The 20,648-nt window shown below is 70.8% G+C and carries 18 protein-coding genes; 5 read left to right on the forward strand and 13 right to left on the reverse strand.

The genetic code is table 11. The annotated features are described in order from the left end of the window. Nucleotides 1–105 precede the first annotated feature (105 nt). The 5 genes from JOE59_RS12810 to JOE59_RS12830 are packed head-to-tail and all read right to left on the reverse strand — an operon-like array spanning nucleotide 106 to nucleotide 6,323. Nucleotides 106–1,311, reverse strand: a complete 1,206-nt coding sequence (locus tag JOE59_RS12810) for a substrate-binding domain-containing protein (RefSeq protein ID WP_204461002.1) — start codon at nucleotides 1,309–1,311, stop codon at nucleotides 106–108. Then, complete coding sequence (locus JOE59_RS12815) at nucleotides 1,311–2,486, reverse strand: ABC transporter permease (protein ID WP_204461003.1); 1,176 nt, start codon at nucleotides 2,484–2,486, stop codon at nucleotides 1,311–1,313. Before JOE59_RS12815 ends, JOE59_RS12810 begins: the two co-directional genes overlap by 1 nt. Then, the gene (locus JOE59_RS12820) at nucleotides 2,483–3,610 is read right to left on the reverse strand and encodes an ABC transporter permease (RefSeq protein ID WP_204461004.1); all 1,128 of its coding nucleotides are present in this window, start codon (nucleotides 3,608–3,610) and stop codon (nucleotides 2,483–2,485) included. The genes JOE59_RS12815 and JOE59_RS12820 overlap by 4 nt, the downstream gene beginning before the upstream one ends. Further along, complete coding sequence (locus JOE59_RS12825) at nucleotides 3,607–5,220, reverse strand: sugar ABC transporter ATP-binding protein (RefSeq protein WP_204461006.1); 1,614 nt, start codon at nucleotides 5,218–5,220, stop codon at nucleotides 3,607–3,609. The genes JOE59_RS12820 and JOE59_RS12825 overlap by 4 nt, the downstream gene beginning before the upstream one ends. Next, a complete protein-coding gene (locus tag JOE59_RS12830; RefSeq protein ID WP_204461007.1) occupies nucleotides 5,217–6,323 on the reverse strand; it encodes a Gfo/Idh/MocA family protein in 1,107 nt (368 codons plus the stop codon). The genes JOE59_RS12825 and JOE59_RS12830 overlap by 4 nt, the downstream gene beginning before the upstream one ends. 116 nt (nucleotides 6,324–6,439) lie before the next feature. Between JOE59_RS12830 and JOE59_RS12835 the strand changes: the two genes are divergently transcribed. The 3 genes from JOE59_RS12835 (at nucleotide 6,440) to JOE59_RS12845 (ending at nucleotide 9,218) form a co-directional block, all read left to right on the forward strand. Then, nucleotides 6,440–7,627, forward strand: coding sequence for an ROK family transcriptional regulator (locus JOE59_RS12835; protein WP_204461008.1), 1,188 nt, complete (start codon nucleotides 6,440–6,442; stop codon nucleotides 7,625–7,627). A 66-nt stretch (nucleotides 7,628–7,693) separates the two neighbouring features. Beyond that, complete coding sequence (locus JOE59_RS12840) at nucleotides 7,694–8,344, forward strand: YqaJ viral recombinase family protein (RefSeq protein ID WP_204461009.1); 651 nt, start codon at nucleotides 7,694–7,696, stop codon at nucleotides 8,342–8,344. Between the two features lie 73 nt (nucleotides 8,345–8,417). Further along, nucleotides 8,418–9,218 carry an alpha/beta hydrolase gene (locus JOE59_RS12845; protein WP_204461010.1) on the forward strand — a complete coding sequence of 267 codons (801 nt, stop codon included), beginning with the start codon at nucleotides 8,418–8,420 and terminating at the stop codon, nucleotides 9,216–9,218. Between the two features lie 20 nt (nucleotides 9,219–9,238). On the opposite strand, the gene JOE59_RS12850 is transcribed toward JOE59_RS12845, so the two are convergent. Next, nucleotides 9,239–9,931: a Pr6Pr family membrane protein gene (locus JOE59_RS12850; RefSeq protein ID WP_204461011.1), complete on the reverse strand. Its 693-nt coding sequence runs from the start codon at nucleotides 9,929–9,931 to the stop codon at nucleotides 9,239–9,241. Between the two features lie 102 nt (nucleotides 9,932–10,033). On the opposite strand from JOE59_RS12850, the gene JOE59_RS12855 reads away from it, so the two are divergent. Continuing rightward, the gene (locus tag JOE59_RS12855; protein WP_204461013.1) at nucleotides 10,034–10,996 is read left to right on the forward strand and encodes an NADP-dependent oxidoreductase; all 963 of its coding nucleotides are present in this window, start codon (nucleotides 10,034–10,036) and stop codon (nucleotides 10,994–10,996) included. Nucleotides 10,997–11,013: 17 nt separating this feature from the next. Here JOE59_RS12855 and JOE59_RS12860 read toward each other — a convergent pair whose 3' ends face one another. Beyond that, nucleotides 11,014–11,973 carry an ArsR/SmtB family transcription factor gene (locus tag JOE59_RS12860; protein ID WP_204461015.1) on the reverse strand — a complete coding sequence of 320 codons (960 nt, stop codon included), beginning with the start codon at nucleotides 11,971–11,973 and terminating at the stop codon, nucleotides 11,014–11,016. A 95-nt stretch (nucleotides 11,974–12,068) separates the two neighbouring features. Between JOE59_RS12860 and JOE59_RS12865 the strand changes: the two genes are divergently transcribed. After that, nucleotides 12,069–13,418: an MFS transporter gene (locus tag JOE59_RS12865; RefSeq protein ID WP_307837064.1), complete on the forward strand. Its 1,350-nt coding sequence runs from the start codon at nucleotides 12,069–12,071 to the stop codon at nucleotides 13,416–13,418. Nucleotides 13,419–13,454: 36 nt separating this feature from the next. Here the strand turns inward: JOE59_RS12865 and JOE59_RS12870 are convergent, their stop codons facing one another. The 6 genes from JOE59_RS12870 to JOE59_RS12895 all read right to left on the reverse strand — a co-directional run bounded on the left by JOE59_RS12870 (nucleotide 13,455) and on the right by JOE59_RS12895 (nucleotide 20,634). Then, nucleotides 13,455–14,039: a GNAT family N-acetyltransferase gene (locus JOE59_RS12870; RefSeq protein ID WP_307837065.1), complete on the reverse strand. Its 585-nt coding sequence runs from the start codon at nucleotides 14,037–14,039 to the stop codon at nucleotides 13,455–13,457. A 164-nt stretch (nucleotides 14,040–14,203) separates the two neighbouring features. After that, the gene (gene aceB, locus JOE59_RS12875) at nucleotides 14,204–15,898 is read right to left on the reverse strand and encodes a malate synthase A (protein WP_239560246.1); all 1,695 of its coding nucleotides are present in this window, start codon (nucleotides 15,896–15,898) and stop codon (nucleotides 14,204–14,206) included. Between the two features lie 37 nt (nucleotides 15,899–15,935). After that, nucleotides 15,936–17,258: an isocitrate lyase gene (aceA, locus tag JOE59_RS12880; protein WP_074260946.1), complete on the reverse strand. Its 1,323-nt coding sequence runs from the start codon at nucleotides 17,256–17,258 to the stop codon at nucleotides 15,936–15,938. Between the two features lie 294 nt (nucleotides 17,259–17,552). Next, the gene (locus JOE59_RS12885) at nucleotides 17,553–18,137 is read right to left on the reverse strand and encodes a putative endonuclease domain-containing protein (RefSeq protein ID WP_204461018.1); all 585 of its coding nucleotides are present in this window, start codon (nucleotides 18,135–18,137) and stop codon (nucleotides 17,553–17,555) included. Nucleotides 18,138–18,737: 600 nt separating this feature from the next. Continuing rightward, entirely contained in the window at nucleotides 18,738–19,973 is a 1,236-nt protein-coding gene (locus tag JOE59_RS12890) for a sensor histidine kinase (RefSeq protein ID WP_204461020.1), read from the reverse strand. After that, on the reverse strand, nucleotides 19,966–20,634 hold the full coding sequence (locus tag JOE59_RS12895) for a response regulator transcription factor (RefSeq protein WP_204461022.1): 669 nt from the start codon (nucleotides 20,632–20,634) through the stop codon (nucleotides 19,966–19,968). Before JOE59_RS12895 ends, JOE59_RS12890 begins: the two co-directional genes overlap by 8 nt. Nucleotides 20,635–20,648 lie beyond the last annotated feature (14 nt).

Consider the following 20,648-nt stretch of genomic DNA (forward strand, 5'->3'; position numbering starts at 1 on the left):
GTCGAGTAGGGAGCGAGGCGAGCGTATCGAGACCCGGCTCGGGCCGCGAGGGCCTCCACCGGGTCTCGATACGGCACTGGCGTGCCTACTCGACCGACATTCGGGTTACGGGATCACCCGCTCCTGCCAGATCTGCGGGTAGCCCGGCAGGTCTTCGCCGCCGAACTTCGCGTAGTGGCCGTCGGGCATGCCGTCGTTCGCCTCGAGGTACTGGTCGACCTCTTCAGCGGTGATCGGGGACTGCGGGAGCACCCACTCCTTGGGGATCTCCTCGCCGGCGAAGATCTTCTGCGCGGCGAGCAGCGGCGTGCGCCACTGGAAGTTGGAGTACACCGGTGCAAGACCCGTGAGCCCCGTCTCCTTCCACTTGCGCAGGAAGCTCATCTCGTCTTCGCCCGTCATGACGGGGTAGTCGGCGCCGGCGTCCTCGAACGCCTCGATGGCGGCGACGGCGCCGTCACCGGCATCCATCCAGATGCCGTCGACATCGCCCTTGGCGAGCTCGTCGGAGATGATCTTCTTGATCTCGGCGGGGTCGGCGCCCGTGAAGTAGTCGACCGCCTCGATGTCGTTCTCGCCGAAGAGCTTCTCGGCCGCGGCCCAGCGCTGTTCGAGCACGTCGACGCCCGGGAGGATCCGGAGCGCGACGACCTTCGAGCCCGGTTCCAGCTCCTCGATGAGGAACTCGGCCGTGTCGATGCCCCACGCGAATCCGCCGATGGGGTGGATGAACGTGACGGGGCAGTCGGTCTGCACGCCGCGGTCGAAGACCACGACGGGCTTGCCGGTGTCGCACGCACGCTCGACGGCCGGGGTCATGGCCGCCGTGGAGTTCGGCGAGATGAGGAAGATGTCGCAGTTGCCCTCATTGATGAAGTAGTCGATGTCGGCGATCTGCGTGTCATCCGAGTCCTGCGCGTCGCGGGTCTCCATCTCGGAGATGGCCCCCGATTCCTGCAGGACCTTCAGCTGCTCGTTCATCGTGATCCAGCCGGTCTGCCGCCACGGGTTGGAGATCGAGGCGTTCGCGAAGCACGCCTTCTTCGCTCCGGTGGCCGCGTAGGCCGACGTGTCGGTCATCTCGGCGTTGATGTACTGCAGCCACGGCTGCCCCTCGGGCCCTTCGGGCACGACGGACCGTTCGGCGTACTGCTTGTCGTAGAGCTCCTGGTCGAACCATTCGACCGCTTCCTCCGTGGCTCCGGCGTCTTCCGACGGCGCGGCCACGTTGGGGTCGGTGGTACATCCGGCCAGTGCGAACAGCGCGAGAGCGCCGACCATGGCCGATGCCACTGAATACCTGCGTCGCATCACGAACCTCCCTTGGTTTCGTTGTCAGCCCTCTGCGTCGAGGGAATGGGTGCAGGGCGAGCGGATGCCGCGGCATCCTGCTCCTCCGCCGGTGCCGGCGAAGTCTGGGTTGCGGTCTCCGATGATGACGGAGTCGGCGAAATCGGGGGTGCTGGCGCCTCGAGGGCGCGGCCCTTGCGTCGGGCGCGAACCGTGGTCGCGGCGTAGGCCACGGCGAGGATGATGATCGCGCCCTGCACCGCGTCGCGGTAGGTCGAGGGCACCCCGGCGAAGTTCAGCAGCGTGAAGAGCGCCTCGAGGGCGAAGGCACCGGCCGCCGCCGCGACGACCCAGCCGCGGCCGCCGCCGAGCACCACGCCGCCGAGCACGACCGCGGTGATCGCGGTGAACTCGTAGCCGCGGCCGACGCTCGGATGCACGCCGGCGTAGCCGACGAGCAGCACGCCGGCGACGGTCGCCGAGAGCGAGGAGATGATGAAGGTGGAGGTCTTCACCCACCAGTTGCGCGCACCCGAGTACCGGGCGGTCGTGGGGTTGTCGCCGAGGGCGATGATCGTGCGACCGAACGGGCGCCGGGCGAACCAGACCGCGAGGAGGAGCACGACGACGAGCACGACGACCGACCAGGGCAGGATGTCGATGACGGGCAGGTTCCTGATGCCGCCGCGCCCGATCTCGCGGAAGCCGTCGGCGGGGTTGCCGGTCGCCGCGCCGCCGGTCCAGTAGAGGGTCGCGCCGAGCAGGGCGAGCATCATGCCGAGCGTGGCGATGAAGCTCGGCACCTTGAGCAGGGTGACGATGAGGCCGTTGACGAGCCCGATGAACGCGCCGAACGCGAGCATGAACAGCAGCACGGGGATCGACTTCGACTCGTCCTGGCCGATGAGGTTGCCGGCGATCACGACCTGGGCCGTCACGACCGATCCCATGGAGAGGTCGAACTCGCCGCCGACGATCACGAAGTACTGCCCGATCGCCACGATCGCGACGGGGGCGACGCGCTGCACGAACCGGATGAACTGCGACGGCTCGGCGAACGAGGGGTTCAGCACCGTGATCGCGACGAGCAGCACGATCAGGAGCAGGAAGACCGCGCCACGGGGGCTGACGAGCGTGCGGGCGAAGCCGGCAGCCCGCTGGCCGGCGGTGGGCTGCGGGGCGGTCACGTCGCTCATGCCGAACCCTCCTTCTCGTGGTCCTCGACCGGCGAGGCGGTATGGGCGTCTCGCGTGTTGTCGAGCGGATCGGGGCCGACGCGGGCGGAAGCGCCGCCCGCGGCATCCGGAGTCGCCGACCCTGCGGTGAATCGCGGACGGCGCCGGTCGAGCGAGCGGGTCGTGTACACGGCGACGGCCGCGACGATGACGACGCCGCGCACGACGTCCTTCAGGAAGGGGTTGACCTGCATGACGCTCATCACGTTGTCGACGACCGCGAAGATCGCGACGCCGCCGATGGTGCCCCAGATCGATCCGCGGCCGCCCATGAGCAGGGTGCCGCCGAGCACGACCGCGGCGATCGAGAGCAGGTCGTAGCCGCCCTGGATGCCGACGGTGGGGCTGCCGACGCCGAGCCGGCTCGCGAGCAGGAGCCCGGCGAGCGCCGCCGTCATCGAGCACAGCACATGGGCGATGATGACCGGACGCGCAGTGCGGATGCCCGAGAGGCGCGCGACCTGCTCGTTGCCGCCGACGGCGAACATGTGGTTGCCGGTGCGGGTGCGGGCGAGGAAGAACGCGCCGGCCACGGCGACCACGAGCATGATGAGCGTCGACACCGGCACGGGCCCGATGCCGGTCGCGCCGATCAGCTGGAACTCCCACGGCACCTCGCCGCTCGTGCCCTTGTAGTTCGTGTCGAGGTAGCCCTTGATGATGAGCCCCGTGCCGAGCGTCGCGATGAAGCCGTTGACCTTGAGCTTCGTGACGATGAGGCCGTTCGCGAGTCCGATGAGGGCCGAGACGACGAGCACCGCGAGCACCGCGATCGGGATGTTCGCGGGGTTGCCGGCCATGAGGTCGGCGGCGATGAGGCTCGAGAGGCTGATGACGTAGGGCACCGACAGGTCGAGCGACGCGCAGAGGATCACGAGCGTCTGCCCGATCGCGACGAAGCCGAGCACGCTCATGCCGGTGAGGATGTCGCGGATGTTGCCGGCGCTGAAGAAGTTGCGCCCGACGCTCGCGACGAGGATCGCGCCGATGATGACGACGCCGATGAGCGCGATGCCCACGATGAGGCTCGAGTCGAGGCGACGACGGCGGCCGCGGCGAACGGATGTGGCGGTGGCGGCGCTCATCGGCCGTCCTCCCCGTTCGAGGCATCCGACACGGCATCCGGGCCAGGGGCATCGGCCGTGCCGACGACCTTCGTGCCGCCGACCCTGAGCGTTCCGGTGGCGGCCGTGAGGATCGTGGCCTCGTCGCTCCGAGCCGGGAGCTCGGCCGAGGCTCGGCCGTCGTGCATGACCACGATGCGGTCGGACATGCCGATGACCTCGGGCAGTTCCGAGGAGATCATGAGGATGGCGACCCCTTCCTTCGCAAGCCGTCGCATGAGCGTGTAGACGGCGACCTTCGCGCCGACGTCGATGCCTCGGGTCGGCTCGTCGAGCAGCACGACCTTCGGCTTCGTGGCGAGCCACTTCGCGAGCACGACCTTCTGCTGGTTGCCGCCCGAGAGGTACTGCACCTCTTGGTCGACACCGCGTGAGGACACCTCGAGCGAGGAGAGCACACCGGGCAGTTCGCGCCGCGCCTGCCCGGTGCGTCGCGCGAAGACCGAGCGGATGACGAGCAGCGCGTTGTCGCCGACCGACTGGTTCAGGGCGAGGCCCTGGGCCTTGCGGTCCTCGGTGATGAGCGCGATGCCCGCCTTCACGGCCTGCCGCGCCGAGGTCATGCGCACCGGGCGGCCGTCGAGCCGGAGCTCGCCGCGAGTGAACTGGTCGATGCCGAAGAGCGCCTCGACGAGTTCGGTGCGCCCGGAGCCCTGCAGGCCGGCGACCCCGACGATCTCGCCGGCTCGGAGTTCGAGGTCGATGCCGTCGACGTAGGCGTTGCCGACGCCGCGGAGCTCGAGTCTCGGCTCGCCCACGACCGTGCCCGCTTCGGCGGCCGGGAAGTAGGCGGAGATCGGGCGGCCGACCATGCGGCGCACGAGCTCGTCGGTGTCGAGCTCGGCGGCCGGGCCGCTCGAGACGAGCGCGCCGTCCTTCAGCACGGTGATCGTGTCGCAGAGGTCGAAGATCTCCTTGAGGCGGTGCGAGACGTAGACGATCGCGACCCCGCGCTCGGAGAGCCGGCGCACGATCGTGTAGAGCAGTTCGACCTCGTGGTCGGCGAGCGCGGCCGTCGGTTCGTCCATCTGGATGACCCGGGCGTCGACCGAGAGGGCCTTGACGATCTCGACGATCTGCTGCTCGGCGACGGTGAGGGTGCGCACCGGGGCATCCGCGTCGATCGTGTCGATGCCGAGGTCGGCGAGGAGCGCGCGGGTCTCCGCGAGCATCGCCTTCCTGTCGACGAGGCCGTGGCGCCGCGGCTCGCGGCCGAGGAAGACGTTCTGCGCGACCGTGCGCTCGGGCAGGAGGTTGAACTCCTGGAAGACCGTGGCGAGTCCGGCGTGCGCGGCCTGGACCGGGTGGCTGAACGCCACCTCCTCGCCGCCGAGCGTGATGCGGCCGGCGTCGCGCTCGTAGACGCCCGCGAGGATCTTCATGAACGTCGACTTGCCGGCGCCGTTCTCACCGACGAGGCCGTGCACCTCGCCGGCGTGGAGTGTGAGCCCGACCCCGCGCAGCACCGTGACGCCGAAGAACGACTTCTCGAGGCCCGTCGCGACGAGCACCGGCTCGCCGTCGAGCACTGCGCTGCGATCGGTCCGCGCCTGCGGCTGTTCCGCGGTCATGACGCCACCTCCACCCAACTGCCGCTCGCCGCTGAGGCGAGCACTGCTTCCGTCACGCGCACCGCGCGAAGTCCATCGTCGAATCGAGGCAGCCCCTCGGGCGCCGCGCCCCCGATCGCCGCGTAGGCGTCGGCGATGAAGGCGTTGAAGGCGTCCTGGTAGCCCATCGGGTGGCCCGCAGGCACGAGCGACAGTCGGGCCGCATCGGGGGCGAGCCGCGCCGGGTCGCGTTCGATGACGCTCGAGGCGTCGGTACGACCGAGCCAGAGGGTGTCGGGGCGCTCCTGCTCGAAACGCACGCTCGCATCGGTGCCGGCGAGCTCGATCGTGAGGCCGTTCTTGTGACCGGGTGCGACCTGTGACACGAGGAGGGTGCCGACGGCACCCGATGCCAGCTCGACGACGACGGCGACGAGGTCTTCGGTCGCGATGTCGTCGTGCATGGCGCGTGCCTCGTAGACCGTGCTCGTCTTCGCGCTCAGCCGGGTGATGCGCTCGCCCGCGACGAACTCGAGCAGGTCGACCAGGTGCGAGCCGATGTCGGCGAACGCGCGTGATGGGCCGCCGAGCGCGGCGTCGACGCGCCAGTCGTCGTCGTGCGGCGCCGCGAGCCAGTCCTGCAGGTAGCTGCCCTGCACGCTGAGGAGACGACCGGTCTCGCCGCGGGCGATGCGAGCCCTGGCCTCGCGTGCCATCGGGTGGAAGCGGTAGACGAACGGCACGGCGGCCACGAGACCGCGTTCGTCGGCCAGCGCCGCGAGCGCCGCGGCATCCGTCGCGGTGGTCGCGAGCGGCTTCTCGCAGATCACGTGCTTGCCGGCCTCGAGCGCCGCCAGTGCGAAGGCGGCGTGCGTCGCGTTCGGCGTGCACACGTGCACCACGTCGATGTCGGGATCGGCGAGCAGTTCGTCGAACGAGGCGAAGGCCGTGGCGAATCCGAGGCGCTGCGCCGCGTCGCGAGCACGATCGGCGGAGGAGGATGCACCGCCGATCAGCTCGGCCCGGGCGGCGCGAGCGGCCCGGGAGTGCACGGTGGCCATGAACCCGCCACCGACGAAGCCGGCACGGATCGTGCGGGCTGGGGCGGTGACGTCCGTTGTCATGGTCGACATGCTGACACACCTCAGCCACCTTTTGCTAGTCCTTCGTCAAAAGTTGCCGGAGTCGTTACACCTTCGAGATACGCCAACAAGACAAGGTGGTGTGCTTTACTCAGTGGATGGTCGACATCAGCCGAGGTTCGGCACTCGGTTCTTCAGGTGCGAGCGAGCTCTTCCAGCTGCTCCGCGACGGGGCGCCGCGTACGCGCGCCTCGCTCGCCGCGAGCACCGGCCTCGCCCGCTCGACCATCGCCGCACGGGTCGACGAGCTCATGGAACTCGGGCTGGTCTCCCCCGTGGCCGACGCCGCATCGACCGGCGGCAGGCCGCCGTCGCAGTTCGCCCTGAACCCCGGCGCGAGGATCGTGCTCGCCGCCGACCTCGGCGCCTCGCACGCGAACGTCGCAGTGACCGACCTCGCCGGCACCGTGCTCGCCGAACACGGCGAACCACTCGACATCGCCAAGGGCCCCGAGGCCGTGCTCGGCTGGATGGTCGACGCCGGCCTCGCCCTCATCGACGGACTCGGCCGCGACCGGCACGAACTCGCCGCCATCGGCGTCGGCGTTCCCGGCCCGGTCGAGCACTCCACGGGTCGACCGGTCAACCCGCCGATCATGCCCGGCTGGGACCGCTACGACGTGCCGGGCTGGGTGCAGCAGCACCTCGAAGTGCCCGTGCTCGTCGACAACGACGTGAACATCATGGCTCTCGGCGAGCGCGCCCTGGCGTGGCCCCAGGTCGAGCACCTCATGTTCGTGAAGGTCGCCACGGGCATCGGCTCCGGCATCATCTCCGGCGGTCTGCTGCAGCGCGGCGCGCAGGGCATCGCCGGCGACATCGGCCACGTTCGGGTGGCGCGCGGCAGCGACGTGCCCTGCCACTGCGGCAACCGCGGATGCCTCGAGGCACTGGCCTCCGGCCCCGCCATCGCCCGGGCGCTGCGCGAACAGGGCATCGAGGCCCACACGGGCAACGACGTCGTCGAGCTCGTCAAGCACGGCGACATCGACGCCATCCAGGCCGTGCGCCAGGCGGGCCGCGACATCGGCGAGGTGCTGACCGCCTGCGTCAGCCTCGTGAACCCCTCGGTCGTCGCCATCGGCGGCTCGATGGCGCGCGCCGGCGAACACCTCATCGCCGGCGTGCGCGAGGTCGTCTACATGCGGTCGATGCCGCTGGCCACCGAGCACCTCGTCATCGCGGCGTCCGCCGCCGGCGAGAACGCCGCGGTGCTCGGTGCGAGCATGCTCGCGATCCACCACGTGCTCTCCCCCGAGGGCATCGACGCACTCGCGGCGCGCTGACCGGCCGAGCGCGCACACGCGTGTCCGCCTCGTCTCGCTGACAGGCCGGAGGGGTACGCTCGGAGGGTGCCCGACACCCCCTTCGCCCTCTTCGATCTCGAGGGCGCGGCGACGGCGGTCGCGGTCGACGAGCGCCCGCGGCATCCGTGCCATTCGCGTGTCGTCGCCGATTCGAGCGATCGGGTCGCCTGGCTCAGGGCGCGCTCGCGCGGCATCACCGCGACGGACGCCGCCAAGCTCGCCTCCTTCGCCTCGGTGCGCTCCGCGGCGTGGGAGAAGCGCAATGGCAGCTCCTTCGGCGGAAGCCGGTACACCGATCACGGCAAGGAGCGCGAGCCCGTCATCGCCGAGTGGGTGCGGCGCGCGCACGGCATCGAGCCGTCGAGCCTGCTCTTCCACGCCGAGTTCGAGCGCCGTCACCTCGCCACGCCCGACGGGCTGCGGGTCACGCCGACCGGCGCGCTCGAGCTCTGCGAGATCAAGACCACCTCGCGCGCCTGGCGCGGCATCCCCCGCGGCTATCTCCGGCAGGTCTGGTGGCAGCAGTACGTGCTCGGCGCCGAACGCACCCTCGTGGTGTGGGAGCAGCACGACGATTTCGTTCCCATTCGCGACGAGCCCGAGTACCGTTGGGTCGATCGCGATGACGACCAGATCGCGATCCTCGTGAGACTGGCCGACGAGCTCATCGCAGAGCTCGGCGGGCGTCGCACGTGACACGCGTGATCGTTCGCACGCCGCTCCACCGCGCACGCGCCCTGCATTCCCCACTGCCGGGAGGTTCCCCCCGATGACGACCGTTCTCCTGCACGGCCTCGGCGCCGATCGGCGCCAGCCGCTCGACCTCTTCACGCCCGCGGTGCATGCCGTGGTCGGCCCCGACGAGCTCATCATCGCGCCCGACATCCGCGCCCACGGCGGGTTCCTCACGGTCGGCGAGCCGGCGGACTTCCGCTTCGACCGGCTGGCGGCCGAGGTCGCCGCGTCGGTGCGCGAGGCGATCGACGACGCGGGCGAGCCCGCGCCGGAGGCATCCGCTCCCCTGACGATCATGGGCATCTCGCTCGGCGCCGCGCTCGCGCTGCGGATCGCCCTCGACGGCCTCCTGCCCATCGAGCGCGCGGTGTTCGTGCGCCCGTCGTTCAGCGACCAGTCGCTGCCCGAACACCTGCGGGTCTTCCCGGTCATCGGTCAGATCCTCGCCGACGCCGGGCCGGCCGGCGTCGACGAGTTCCGCGAGCGCGCGATCTTCCAGCACGTCGTGTCGGTGTCGCCGGCCGGCGGGCGCGGCCTGTTGTCGCAGTTCACCGCCCCCGACGCCGCACGCCGGGCGATGCGACTCGTCGAGATCCCGCGCAACCGCGCGTTCCGCGACGACGCCGAGCTGGCCGGGCTCGAGCCCCGAGGCATCCGCTCGCTCGTCATCGGGGCGCCGCGCGACCCCGTGCACCCCTACGCGCTCGCCGAGCGTTGGGCGACCGGCCTCCGGGCGCCGCTCGTCGAACTCCCCGCCCGCGACGACGGCCTGCCGGTGCAGACGGCCCTGCTGCGCGAGGGCATCGCGCGCTGGCTGGCGCACACCCGCGCCTGACGCGGCGCGGCACGTTCGGGTCAGCCCGTGACCGAGGCGTCCTCCACCGCGGGCTCCGCTGCGGGCTCCGCGGCCGCGGGGCGGTACGGCCACGCCCACCGGCTGATGCCCAGGATGCCCGCGCCGACCAGCAGGATGAAGGCGGCGATCGCGATGACGTAGACCGTGACCCCGTCGTAGCCGACGCCCGGTGAGATGTTCGGGTCGAGGAACGGGTAGGGGTACCAGCCGACGATGACGCCGCGGAGCATCGTGTAGACCACCCAGACGATCGGGAAGATCGCGATGGTCCAGATGCGCCTCCACGCGATCGTGCGGCGGCCCGGGGCGAGGACCCAGTCGAGCACCACGTAGAGCGGCGCCCAGACGTGCAGGATCTCGTTCGACCATGGCAGGGTCGTCGCCTGGTCGAGGGAGATGTCGCGCAGCAGCAGGTTGTAGACGACGAACGTCGTCGCCATGTACGTCACGACCGAGGCACGCGTGAGGTTGTACCAGTCGGGGTCGCGCGACGACCGGAACGCGTACCAGGCTCCGATGAGCAGCACGATCGCCGAGAGCGCGTTCGACAGGATCGTGAAGAAGCTCAGGAAGTTGATGACGAAGAGCGCCGGATCGGGCACCATCGACAGGCTCTTCGCGAACTGCGCGACGATCGCGATGACGATGCCCGCCGCCGCCGCGACCCTGATGAAGCCCCAGACCGTTCGCATTCGCTCTCCCCGTGTTGCGTCATGCCACCGGCCAACCGACGGTCGGTGCGATCATAGCGAGGACGGATACGGTACGAGGGGCAATCTCGGGAGGGTGTGTCGATGCGAGCATTGGTGATCGATCAGACGGGCGGACCGGAGGAACTCCACATCGCCGAGGTGCCCGACCCGATCCGCATCAGCGACGAGGTGGTCGTGCGGGTCGTCGCGGCCGCGGTGAACCCGATCGATGCGAAGACCCGCGCGGGGCGCGGCGTCTCCCGCGCCATTCCCGCCTACCCCGCCGTGCTCGGAGCCGACTTCGCGGGTGTGGTCGAGTCGGTGCCGTACTCGGCGCACCCGCTCCAGCCCGGCGACCGGGTCTACGGCATGGGCCGGGTTCCGAGGCTCGGCGGCAGCTACGCCGAACTCATCTCGGTGAGCTCGATGAGCGTCACCCGCATGCCGGCGACCCTCTCGTTCGCCGAGGCCGCGGCGGTGCCGCTCGCCGCGCTGACCGCGTGGGGGGCGGTCGTCGACACGGCGCGCGTGCACGACGGGCAGCGCGTGCTGATCCACGCGGGGGCCGGCGGCGTCGGCCACTTCGCGGTGCAGTTCGCGGCGTACTTCGGTGCGGTCGTGACCGCCACGGGTTCCGCGCGCAACGCCGACTTCCTGCGCGACCTCGGCGCGCGACGCGTCATCGACTACGCGGCCGAGCGGTTCGAAGACATCGCCACCGATCAGGACGTGGTGATCGACCTGATCGGCAACGTCGCGGATGACACGGGCACCCGTTCGCTCGATGCGCTCCGCCAGGGCGGGCTGATCGTGACGGTGCCCACGGGCGCCTGGCCGACCATGGCCGAGGAGGCCGCGGCACGGGGCATCCGCTCGACCGGCTACTCGGTCGCGCCCGACGCCCGGATCCTCTCGGTGATCACCCGACTGATCGACGACGGAGCCGTGCGCGTGCACGTCGCCCGCGAGTTCCCGCTCGAGGAGGGCGCCGAGGCGCATCGCCTGCTCGAGGCCGGGCATGTGCGCGGCAAGATCGTGCTGCGGGTCATGCCCGACCCCGCCTGAGCGCGTCAGCCGGGCGGTCAGCCGGCGCGCGCGTCGAGCAGTGCGCTGCCGAGCTCGCTCCTGAGGTAGAGCACGCTGTGCCCGTAGCGGGTCGAGACGAGGAGTCCGGCGTCGCGGAGCGCTCGCAGGTGCTGGTTGACCGCCGACGGCGTGACGCCGAAGCGAACGCCGAGCTCGGTCGACGAGGCGGGGTCGCCGAGCGCGGAGAGCAGGCTCGCCCGCGTCTCTCCGAGGATGGCGGCGACCGCGGCCGGGTTGGCCACGCGCTCGTTCTCCCAGAGCGCGCCCTGACCGCGCGCCGGGTACATGATCATCGGCGGCCCGTCGCCGACGGGGGCCGAGCCGCGGCGGGTGAACATCGTCGGCACGAGGGTGAGCCCGAGCCCGTCGATCGGTTGCACCCGATCGACGGGGTCGCGCAGTCGCACCGAGACGACACCGCCGTCGTAGTCGACCGTCGACGAGATGCCGTTCAGCATCGTCGACAGCCCGCTCTGCGCGATCTGGCGGCCGCGATGCACGACGTCGGCCTCGAGCACGGCGCGCATGCGCGGCCAGTACGGGGCGAAGGACACGTCCCAGAGCTCCTGGAGCGCTCGCACGATGCGGAGGACGGCGACCCGGGGCGACCCCTCGAACACCGCGGGCACGTGGCCGTGCACCGCGACGAGGTCGCCGATGAACGTGTCGGCCGGAGTCGCGAGCAGCCCTTCGAATTCGTCGTCGAGCTTCGTGAGCGGTGATTCGGGGCGGGGGTTCAGGAAGTCGGGGGTCCAGAGCCGCTCGTCGATGAGGCCGCGCAGCGCCTCGGTGTCGAGGTCGGCCCGCGCCGCCTCGGTGCGGCGAAGCCAGGGCAGCTGCAACGGGAACCTCGACGGGTCGTCGATCGCACGCAGCGACAGCCCGAGTTCGCAGAGCGGCGAGATGCCGAAGCGCACGGCCGCGACGTCGCCCTCGTTGAGCACGTATCGCAACATGTAGCGAAACGCTACATCAATTTCGCCCACCCGACGGATCTGACAGAACTGTACGAGTGAGCCCTACCTCTCCCGCGACACCTGACACCGGAACCGTGCCGACGATCGACCCCGAGCACTCGGGCAAGCCGTCGCTCATCGCCCGCCTCGCGGCATCCGTCGAGGACCCGGTGCTGCGCATCCTCGTCGGCGCGACCCTGATCTCGCGCGTCGGGCGCGGCATCTTCCTGACCGTCACGGTGCTCTACTTCACCTTCATCGTCGGCCTCGCACCGCACGAGGTCGCCATCGTGCTCTCGGCCGCGAGCGCGGCCGGCGTGATCGCGGCCTTCGGCGGCGGCTGGCTCGCCGACCGATTCAGCTCCAAGCGCCTGCTCATCGCCTTCACCGCGATCGAGGGCGTCGCGCTCATCACCTACGTCTTCGCGGGCGACTTCGTCACGGCGCTCGTGATCGCCATCGTCTGCGGTCTCTTCGAGCAGGGCGCGAACTCGACCCGCTCGGCGATCATCGCCCGAGCCTTCATCGGTGAGAGCCGGGTGCACGCACGTGCGGTGCTCCGCACCGTCACGAACCTCGCCATCGCCGCCGGCTCGGGGCTCGGCGCGCTCGCCCTCGCGATCGGCACCGCCGAGGCCTACCGCGCGCTCATCGCCGGCGCGGGCGTGCTCTACCTGCTCGGTCTCATCCAGCTCGTGCGCCTGCCGTCGCGGGTCGACGCACCCGCCCGCAAGCCGGTCGCCCCCGTGACGACCGCGACCGGCTCATTCGACGCCGGAGCAAGCGCCGAGGCCGCCGCTGCCGAACGGCGCGCATGGCGCCGACACTCGCCGTGGCGCGACCCCCGCTACCTCGTGCTCACCGCGCTCAGCGCGATCTTCGGCATGCAGTTCGGCGTCGCAGAGCTCGGCGTGCCGCTCTGGATCGCCCGCGAGACCGCGGCGCCCGAGGCCGTCGTGGCAGCGCTCCTCATCCTCAACACGATCATCGTCGTGATCTTCCAGGTCCCGCTCTCGCGGGGCACGCACGACCTGCGCGTCGCCGCTCGCGTGTCGGGCATCGCCGCCTGGCTCATGGCGGCCGCATGCCTCGTGTACGCGTCGGCGGCCGGGCTCCCGATCGGCTTCGCGATCACCGTGCTCGTCATCGCCGCGATCGTGCACGCCTTCGCCGAGGTGCTCTCGCAGGCAGGCGGCTGGGGCCTCAGCTTCGAGCTCGCCGACCCCGTGCAGGCCGGCAGCTACCAGGGCGTGTTCGGCATGGGCTACACGGTGGGCGCCCTCGCGGCTCCGCTCGTCGTCAACGCCACGGCGATCTCGCAGGGGTTCTCGGGGTGGGTCGTGCTCGCGGCGATCTTCCTCGCCTCGGGGCTCGGCACGTGGTGGCTCGCGCGGCGAGCCGCCCGAACCGCAGAAACCGCCGCCACGACGGTCGCCGCCTCGTAGACGACGCACGGATGCATCCGGTGCTATCCGTGCCCGCTACGGCGCGACGAGCGGATGTTCCATCACCCAGTCGTCCTCGACGCGGCCGCCGACCACGAAGTGCTTGTCGCCGACCTTCGCGAACCCGTGGCGCTCGTAGAACGCGATCGCCCGGGCGTTCTCCTCGTTGACGCCGAGCCACACCGTCGCCGCCCCGGCTGCGCGTGCCGCGTCGAGCGACGCCCGCATGAGCGCGGCACCGGCGCCCGTGCCGTGCGACTCGGCGAGCACGTAGACCTTGCTGAGCTCGATCGCCGGCCGTGCCGTGACCGCGCTCGCGGCATCTGGGTCGCCCGGCTCGCCGCCGATGAGCATCGTGTAGCCGAGGAGGCGAGGGTGCCCGGAAGCCTCGGCAGGGTCGGCCGGCGCCTCCGCCACGAGCAGGATGCGGTCGGGGTCGGCGAGGTACCCCTCGAAGTGCTCCACCCCGAAGTTGCGCGCGATGAAGTCGGCGATCGCCTCGGGCGTCGTGTGCGGCGGGCAGGCGAGCGGGAAGGTCGCGGCGGCGAGCGACGCGAGCGCGGCGGCATCCGTCATGGTTGCGGGTCGGATGCGAACGGCAGAGGCGGTCGACTGGGTCACGAGCACCGATTCTGGCAGACGCTTCGGGCACGACGAAGGGGCCGCCCCGACCGCGGCACCTCCGGGATCGCCGGATGCGGTCGGGGCGGCCCCTTCGGGCCTGATCTCAGAGGAAGCTCAGTACGACGGAGCCGCCCGGCGTGGGTGCCCCGGCGTACTCTCCCTCAGAGGAAGCGCGCGTAGGCGCCGACGGTGAGGAAGGTCGGGAACTCGGGTTCGAGCGCGACGCTGCGGAACACCGAGATCGCGTCGTCGAACCGGTCGCCCTCGAAGCGCGGCAGCGCGGCGACGGCTTCGGCCATGAGCCGCACGATCGAGGTCTGGTCGATGCGCGTCCCCTCGGCCGTGACCGTGTTCTCGTTCAGCCACTGCCAGATCTGCGAGCGCGAGATCTCGGCCGTCGCGGCATCCTCCATGAGGTTGTCGATCGCCGCGGCGCCCGTGCCGCGCAGCCACGACTCGATGTAGCGGATCGCGATCGAGACGTTGTCGCGCACGCCGCCCTCGGTGACCTCGCCGCCGATCGACGGGATGTCGAGCAGCTCGGCCGCCGTCACGTGCACGTCATCGCGCAACCGGTCGACCTGGTTCGGCCGGTCGCCGAGCACGGCGTCGAACTCCGCCCTCGCCGTGGGGATCAGGTCGGGGTGCGCCACCCACGTGCCGTCGAAGCCGTCGCCGGCCTCGCGGCGCTTGTCGGCCGTGACCGCGGCGAGCGCGCGCTCGGTCACCTCGGGGTCGCGGCGGTTCGGGATGAACGCGCTCATGCCGCCGATGGCATGCGCCCCGCGCTTGTGGCACGTGGCGACGAGCAGCTCGGTGTACGCCCGCATGAACGGCACCGTCATCGTGATCGCCTTGCGGTCGGGCATGACCCAGCGGCGGCCGCGCGAACGGAAGGTCTTCACGATCGAGAAGATGTAGTCCCAGCGCCCGGCGTTCAGCCCGGCGCAGTGGTCGCGGAGCTCGTAGAGGATCTCGTCCATCTGGAACGCGGCCTGGATCGTCTCGATGAGCACCGTCGCGCGCACCGTGCCCTGCGGGATGCCGAGCCGGTTCTGCGCGTAGACGAAGATGTCGTTCCAGAGCTTCGCCTCGCGGTGCGACTCGAGCTTCGGCAGGTAGAAGTACGGTCCGCGGCCGGCGGCGATGAGCGCCTGCGCGTTGTGGAAGAAGTACAGGCCGAAGTCGACGAGCGAACCCGAGGCGTGCATCGCGCGCCCCGCGCGGTCGTGGAACTTCAGGTGCTTCTCGACGAGGTGCCAGCCGCGCGGGCGCATCACGATCGTCGGCGTCTGCTCGGCAGTGACGCGGTACTGCTTGCCCTCAGGACTCGTGTACTCGAGACGGTCGCGCAGCGCGTCGAAGAGGCTCAGCTGACCCTCGATGACGTTCCCCCAGGTGGGGCTCGTGGCATCCTCCTGGTCGGCGAGCCAGACCTTCGCGCCCGAGTTCAGCGCGTTGATCGCCATCTTGCGGTCGGTCGGGCCGGTGATCTCGACCCGGCGGTCCTCGAGGCCCGGGCCGGCACCGGCGACGCGCCAGTCGGCGTTGTTCCGGATCGACTCGGTCTCGGGCAGGAACTTCGGGTCGCGGCCGTTCGCCGCGTCGACGCGGGTCTGCAGGCGCACGGCGAGCAGCTCGTGCCGGGTGCCGGCGAAGCGGTCGTGCAGTTCGGCGAGGAACGCGAGCGCGTCGGGCGTCAGGATCTCGTCGTACCGTTCACCGAGCGGGGCGGTGATCTCGATGCGCGGTTCGACGGTCTGGAAGCTGCCGGTGGCGCGCTTCGGTTCCGGGCGGCGAGCGGATGCGGCATCCGTTCGCTCTCGTTCGAGCGTCATGCTGGGTGTGGTGTTCATGGTCGTTGCTCCTCTGAGTTCGATGCCCGTGAGCGGGTCAGTGGTTGAACTGTTCTTCCTCGGTCGATCCGACGAGGGCGAGGGTTGCGCTGTTGGGGTTCAGCGCGGTGGCGATCTGGTCGAAGTAGCCGGTGCCCACCTCGCGCTGGTGGCGCGTGGCGGTGTAGCCGGATGCCTCCGAGGCGAATTCCGCCTCCTGGAGCTCGACGTATGCCGACATGTGACGCTCGTTGTAGTCCTTGGCGAGCGTGAACATGCCGTGGTTGAGGGAGTGGAAGCCCGCGAGGGTGATGAACTGGAACGCGTAGCCCATCGACGCGAGTTCGCGCTGGAACTTCGCGATCTGGTCGTCGTCGAGGTGGCGCTTCCAGTTGAACGAGGGCGAGCAGTTGTAGCTCAGGCGCTTGCCCGGGAACTTCGCGTGCACGGCCTCGGCGAAGCGGCGGGCCAGGTCGAGGTCGGGCTCGGCCGACTCGACCCAGAGCAGGTCGGCGTACTCGGCGTAGGCGAGGCCGCGGGCGATGACCGGCTCGATGCCGTTCTGCACCTCGTAGAAGCCTTCGGCCGTGCGCTCGCCCGTGACGAACTGCTTGTCACGGTCGTCGTGGTCGCTCGTGAGCAGGGTCGCCGCGAGGGCGTCGGTGCGGGCGATGATGATCGACGGCACGCCGGCGACATCCGATGCCAGACGCGCTGCGTTGATCGTGCGGATGTGCTGCGACGTCGGCACGAGCACCTTGCCGCCCATGTGGCCGCACTTCTTCTCGCTCGCGAGCTGGTCCTCCCAGTGCACACCGGCCGCACCGGCCTCGATCATCTGGTGCATGAGCTCGTAGGCGTTCAGCGGGCCGCCGAAGCCGGCCTCGGCGTCGGCGACGATGGGGGCCATCCAGTCGCGGTCGTCGGTTCCCTGCTCGATCTGGCCGGCGCGGAGCAGCGCGTTGTTGATGCGGCGCACGACGGCCGGCACCGAGTTCGCGGGGTAGAGCGACTGGTCGGGGTAGGTCTGGCCGCTCAGGTTGGCGTCGGCGGCGACCTGCCAGCCGCTCAGGTAGATGGCCTTGAGGCCGGCGCGCACCTGCTGCACGGCCTGGTTGCCGGTGAGGGCGCCGAGCGCGGCCGACCACTGCGGGTCCTCCTGCGGGGCGAACGCCGTGCCGGTGTTCTGCTGGATGTCCTGCCAGAGCTTCTCGGCGCCGCGCTTGGCGAGCGTGCGCTCCTCGCGGACCGGGCCGCGGAGCGCGATGACGTCTTCAGCGGTGTAGTCGCGGCTGATGTCGTCCCACCGCGGGTTCGCGTCCCACTCGAGCTGCAGCTCGGCCGCGGTCTGGGTCTGGTCGCCGGGGCGGTTGGTGCTCATGGTGTTGCTCCTTCGGTGCAGCGGGCGGATGCTTCGTGGTGCTCCGTTCGGCGTCTGCTTCGGCGCCGTCGGGGTGGCTGTGCATCCACTCTGCGCTCGCTCGGAGGGGGCCACCCCACGATTCGGGGGGTGAACTTTCGGGGTTCTTCTGCGCGCCAGAAGTTCCCGCGCTCAGCGCGGGCCCCGTGCCTCCGCTCACCCGCGCTCCGCCGCCTCGCCGAGAGGACGCATGTCGTCGGAACGGCCAGCGTCATTCCGACAACACGCGTCCTCTCGGTCAAGCGGGACGGCGGGTCAGCCGCGCCAGCCACGGTCGCGCAATGCTCGCTCGGTACGGGCGACGATCTCGGCGCGCGAAATCTGCTTCGTGATGCGGATGACCCGCCAGTCGGCTTCGGCGAGATCGTTCAACCTCGAGACATCCGTCGCCCACTGCGCTGTATCGAAGAGATGCTGCTCCCCGTCGTACTCGACGAGCACCCGGTACGCGCGGAAGACGAGATCGCCGCGGGTGCGCCGACCTGACCTCAGCACGATGAGGCCGTTCGGCTCGGGCTCGGGCAGGCCGGCACGCACGAGCATCAATCGCACGAACGTCTCGCGGCGCGAGTAGACGTTCGCGCGCATCTCCGCCCGTGCCAGACGAAGTCGGGTCGCCCCGCGGCGCCGACCGTGGCGTGCGATCGTTGCATCGATCTGGTCGGTCGTGGCGAGCGGCCGTGGCAGGCCGAGCAGTCGCTCGCCCGCCGCTATGAGGTCATCGAGCGAGAGCACGTCGGCCAGCTCGCACCATGCGTCGGCCGGCGCCGTCATGAACGCTCCCGGTACTCCGGGGGCAGCGACGAGGTTCGGGTTCAGTCTGGTGCTCCTGCCGATCACGCCCCTCCTCCGAGGCGCTCGCGCGCCCTCGAGCGCGGTCACCTCGACCCTGCCGTCTCGCTCGATCGCGGCAGGAAGCGGAAGTCCGCACAGCACCGCGGCGGTCCGCCCCGAGAACACGTGACCCGTCGGCATGATCGCTGCGTACGCACGACATCGCCCCAGGAATGTGTCGGTAGCTCGCCGCGACGCGCGAACGCCGTGGAACGGCGCGACGAGCTCGATGGATCGCACTCGGCGTGCCGTCACCCCGGCGTCGAGGGCGGCGCGAACCGTGAAGGGGGCGGCCGCCATCGAATGGGGAAGCGGGGTCGGCGGACGCATATGCACATCGTGCGCACGTGTTTCGCGGCAGCGCCCTCCAGACGCCCGAACTGTGGACGTCCCGACGTGCTGCCGTGCTGGGGAGGCAGCATCACCCGCTCTCGCCCGGCACGAGCGGACGCGTCTTGTCGCTATGAGCAGGAAGTTGCGACAATTTGCGTCGTTTCGGTGCGGTGACAGGGGCGGTGGGAGGTTGGGGAGGTGGGAGGTTTGGGGAGGGGTGAGGAGGCTGGGCGAGGAGGTTAGGGGTGGTGAAGGCGGGCCGCGCTCAGCGCGTCAGCGCGGGAAGCGCACCACCGCGCGGAGGCCCCCGCCGACCCGCGGCGCGAGGTCGAGCTCGGCGTCATGGCGGGCGACGATCGCCGCCACGATCGAGAGACCGAGTCCGCGGCCCCGATCGGATGCATCGCGCGTGCGCCCGCCGCCCCTCGCGAACGGCGCCGTCAGGGTCGCGACGGTCGGGGCGTCGAGTTCGGCCCCGCTGTTCTCGACCTCGAGGGTCGGCACCGGCGCCGAGGCATCCGTCGTCACCGTCACGAAGCCGCCGGGCTCGTTGTGGCGGATCGCGTTCTGCACGAGGTTCACGACGAGCTGGCGCAGCAGCACCTCGTCGCCCTCGACGAGCACCGGCGCAGCCGACGCCGACGCAGACGCCGTCAAGCGCACCCCCGCCTCCTCGGCCTCGACACGCGACTCATCGACGACGGATGCCGCGACCGCGGCGAGGTCCACGGGGCCGAACGCGCCGGCATCCGTCGACTCGAGCTCCGAGAGGTCGAGCAGCGCCTCGACGGTCGCGATGCTGCGCTCGTTCATCTCCCGCAGCCGTTCGAGCAGTTGCGCGTCGCCGGCAGCCTGCGAGCTCAGCGCCACGTCGAGCATCGTGCGCGTCGTGGCGAGCGGCGTGCGCAGCTCGTGCGAGGCGTTCGCCGCGAATCGTCGGTCGGCATTGGCCGAACGTTCGAGCGAGTCGAGCATGCCGTCGAAGGTGTCGGCGAGATCGGTGATCTCGTCGCGCGGTCCGGCGAGCGCGATGCGGTGGTCGAGGTGGCCGCGCGCAGCTCGATGCGCGGCCTCGTTGACCTCCTGCAGCGGGCGGAGCATGCGACCGGCGACGAACCAGCCCGCCCATGCGCCGCCCGCGGCGAGCAGCGCGAGCGCCCCGACCGACACCCAGAGCAGCAGCTGCAGGATGTCGGAACGCGAACTCACGACCACGGCCGCCTCGCTCGCCGTCGAAGCGAGCAGCCCGGGGTCGTAGGCGACCTCCGGGGCATCGGACGGGAGTGTCGACTGAGCGGGCGTCGCATCGGTGGGGGTCGCCTCGATCGCCGTCGTCGTCGTGGCGGCCGGCTCGGCGAACTCGTAGCTCGGCACGAGGCCGATGACGAACGCGATGATCGCGAGCAGCACGGCGCCGGCGACGGTCAGCAGCACCGCGTACGTCACCGCGAGACGCGCTCGCACGGTGAGCCGGTAGGTGCGGGGCACGGATGCCGCGGGCTCAGTCATCGGCCACATCGATCGCGTATCCCGAGCCCGGCACGGTGCGGATCATCCACGGCTCGCCGAGCTTGCGCCGGAGCGTCGAGATCGTCACCTTCACCGAGTTCGTGAACGGGTTGGCGTTCTCGTCCCACGCCTTCTCGAGCAGGGTCTCGGCACTCACGACTCCCCCGCCGGCGCGCATGAGCACCTCGAGCACCGAGAACTCCTTCCGGGTCAGTTGCACGAACCTCCCGTCGCGGAGGACCTCGCGGCGGAACGGATCGAGCACGACGCCGGCGGCCTCGAGCTGCGGCGGCAATGCGGTGAACCGGCGCCGGCCGAGCGCCCGCACGCGTGCCACGAGCTCGGGGAACTCGAACGGCTTCGCGAGGTAGTCGTCGGCGCCGAGCTCGAAGCCGCCGACCTTGTCTCCGAGCCTCCGGGCGGCGGTGAGCATGAGGATGGCGGGCCGTTCCTCGCGGGCGGCGAGGATGCGGCAGACCTCGTCCCCGTGCATGCCCGGCAGGTCTCGGTCGAGCAGCACGACGTCGTAGTCGTTGACGTCGATGCTGAAGAGGGCGGCCTCGCCGTCGGCGGCGACATCCGCTGCGATCGCCTCGAGTGCGAGCCCGGCACGCACGGCCTCGGCGAGGTACGGCTCGTCCTCAACGACCAGCACGCGCATGTCCCACTCCGTTC

Source organism: Agromyces cerinus, assembly GCF_016907835.1.
GTDB lineage: Bacteria > Actinomycetota > Actinomycetes > Actinomycetales > Microbacteriaceae > Agromyces > Agromyces nitratus.

Bases quoted from the DNA above. Each gene is read 5' to 3' on its own strand.
- JOE59_RS12850 (WP_204461011.1), bottom strand. From the start codon at position 9,931: ATGCGAACGGTCTGGGGCTTCATCAGGGTCGCGGCGGCGGCGGGCATC.
- JOE59_RS12895 (WP_204461022.1), bottom strand. From the start codon at position 20,634: ATGCGCGTGCTGGTCGTTGAGGACGAGCCGTACCTCGCCGAGGCCGTG.
- aceA (WP_074260946.1), bottom strand. From the start codon at position 17,258: ATGAGCACCAACCGCCCCGGCGACCAGACCCAGACCGCGGCCGAGCTG.
- aceB (WP_239560246.1), bottom strand. From the start codon at position 15,898: ATGAACACCACACCCAGCATGACGCTCGAACGAGAGCGAACGGATGCC.
- JOE59_RS12845 (WP_204461010.1), top strand. From the start codon at position 8,418: ATGACGACCGTTCTCCTGCACGGCCTCGGCGCCGATCGGCGCCAGCCG.
- JOE59_RS12820 (WP_204461004.1), bottom strand. From the start codon at position 3,610: ATGAGCGCCGCCACCGCCACATCCGTTCGCCGCGGCCGCCGTCGTCGC.
- JOE59_RS12815 (WP_204461003.1), bottom strand. From the start codon at position 2,486: ATGAGCGACGTGACCGCCCCGCAGCCCACCGCCGGCCAGCGGGCTGCC.
- JOE59_RS12890 (WP_204461020.1), bottom strand. From the start codon at position 19,973: ATGACTGAGCCCGCGGCATCCGTGCCCCGCACCTACCGGCTCACCGTG.
- JOE59_RS12860 (WP_204461015.1), bottom strand. From the start codon at position 11,973: ATGTTGCGATACGTGCTCAACGAGGGCGACGTCGCGGCCGTGCGCTTC.
- JOE59_RS12830 (WP_204461007.1), bottom strand. From the start codon at position 6,323: ATGACAACGGACGTCACCGCCCCAGCCCGCACGATCCGTGCCGGCTTC.
- JOE59_RS12810 (WP_204461002.1), bottom strand. From the start codon at position 1,311: ATGCGACGCAGGTATTCAGTGGCATCGGCCATGGTCGGCGCTCTCGCG.
- JOE59_RS12825 (WP_204461006.1), bottom strand. From the start codon at position 5,220: ATGACCGCGGAACAGCCGCAGGCGCGGACCGATCGCAGCGCAGTGCTC.
- JOE59_RS12855 (WP_204461013.1), top strand. From the start codon at position 10,034: ATGCGAGCATTGGTGATCGATCAGACGGGCGGACCGGAGGAACTCCAC.
- JOE59_RS12835 (WP_204461008.1), top strand. From the start codon at position 6,440: ATGGTCGACATCAGCCGAGGTTCGGCACTCGGTTCTTCAGGTGCGAGC.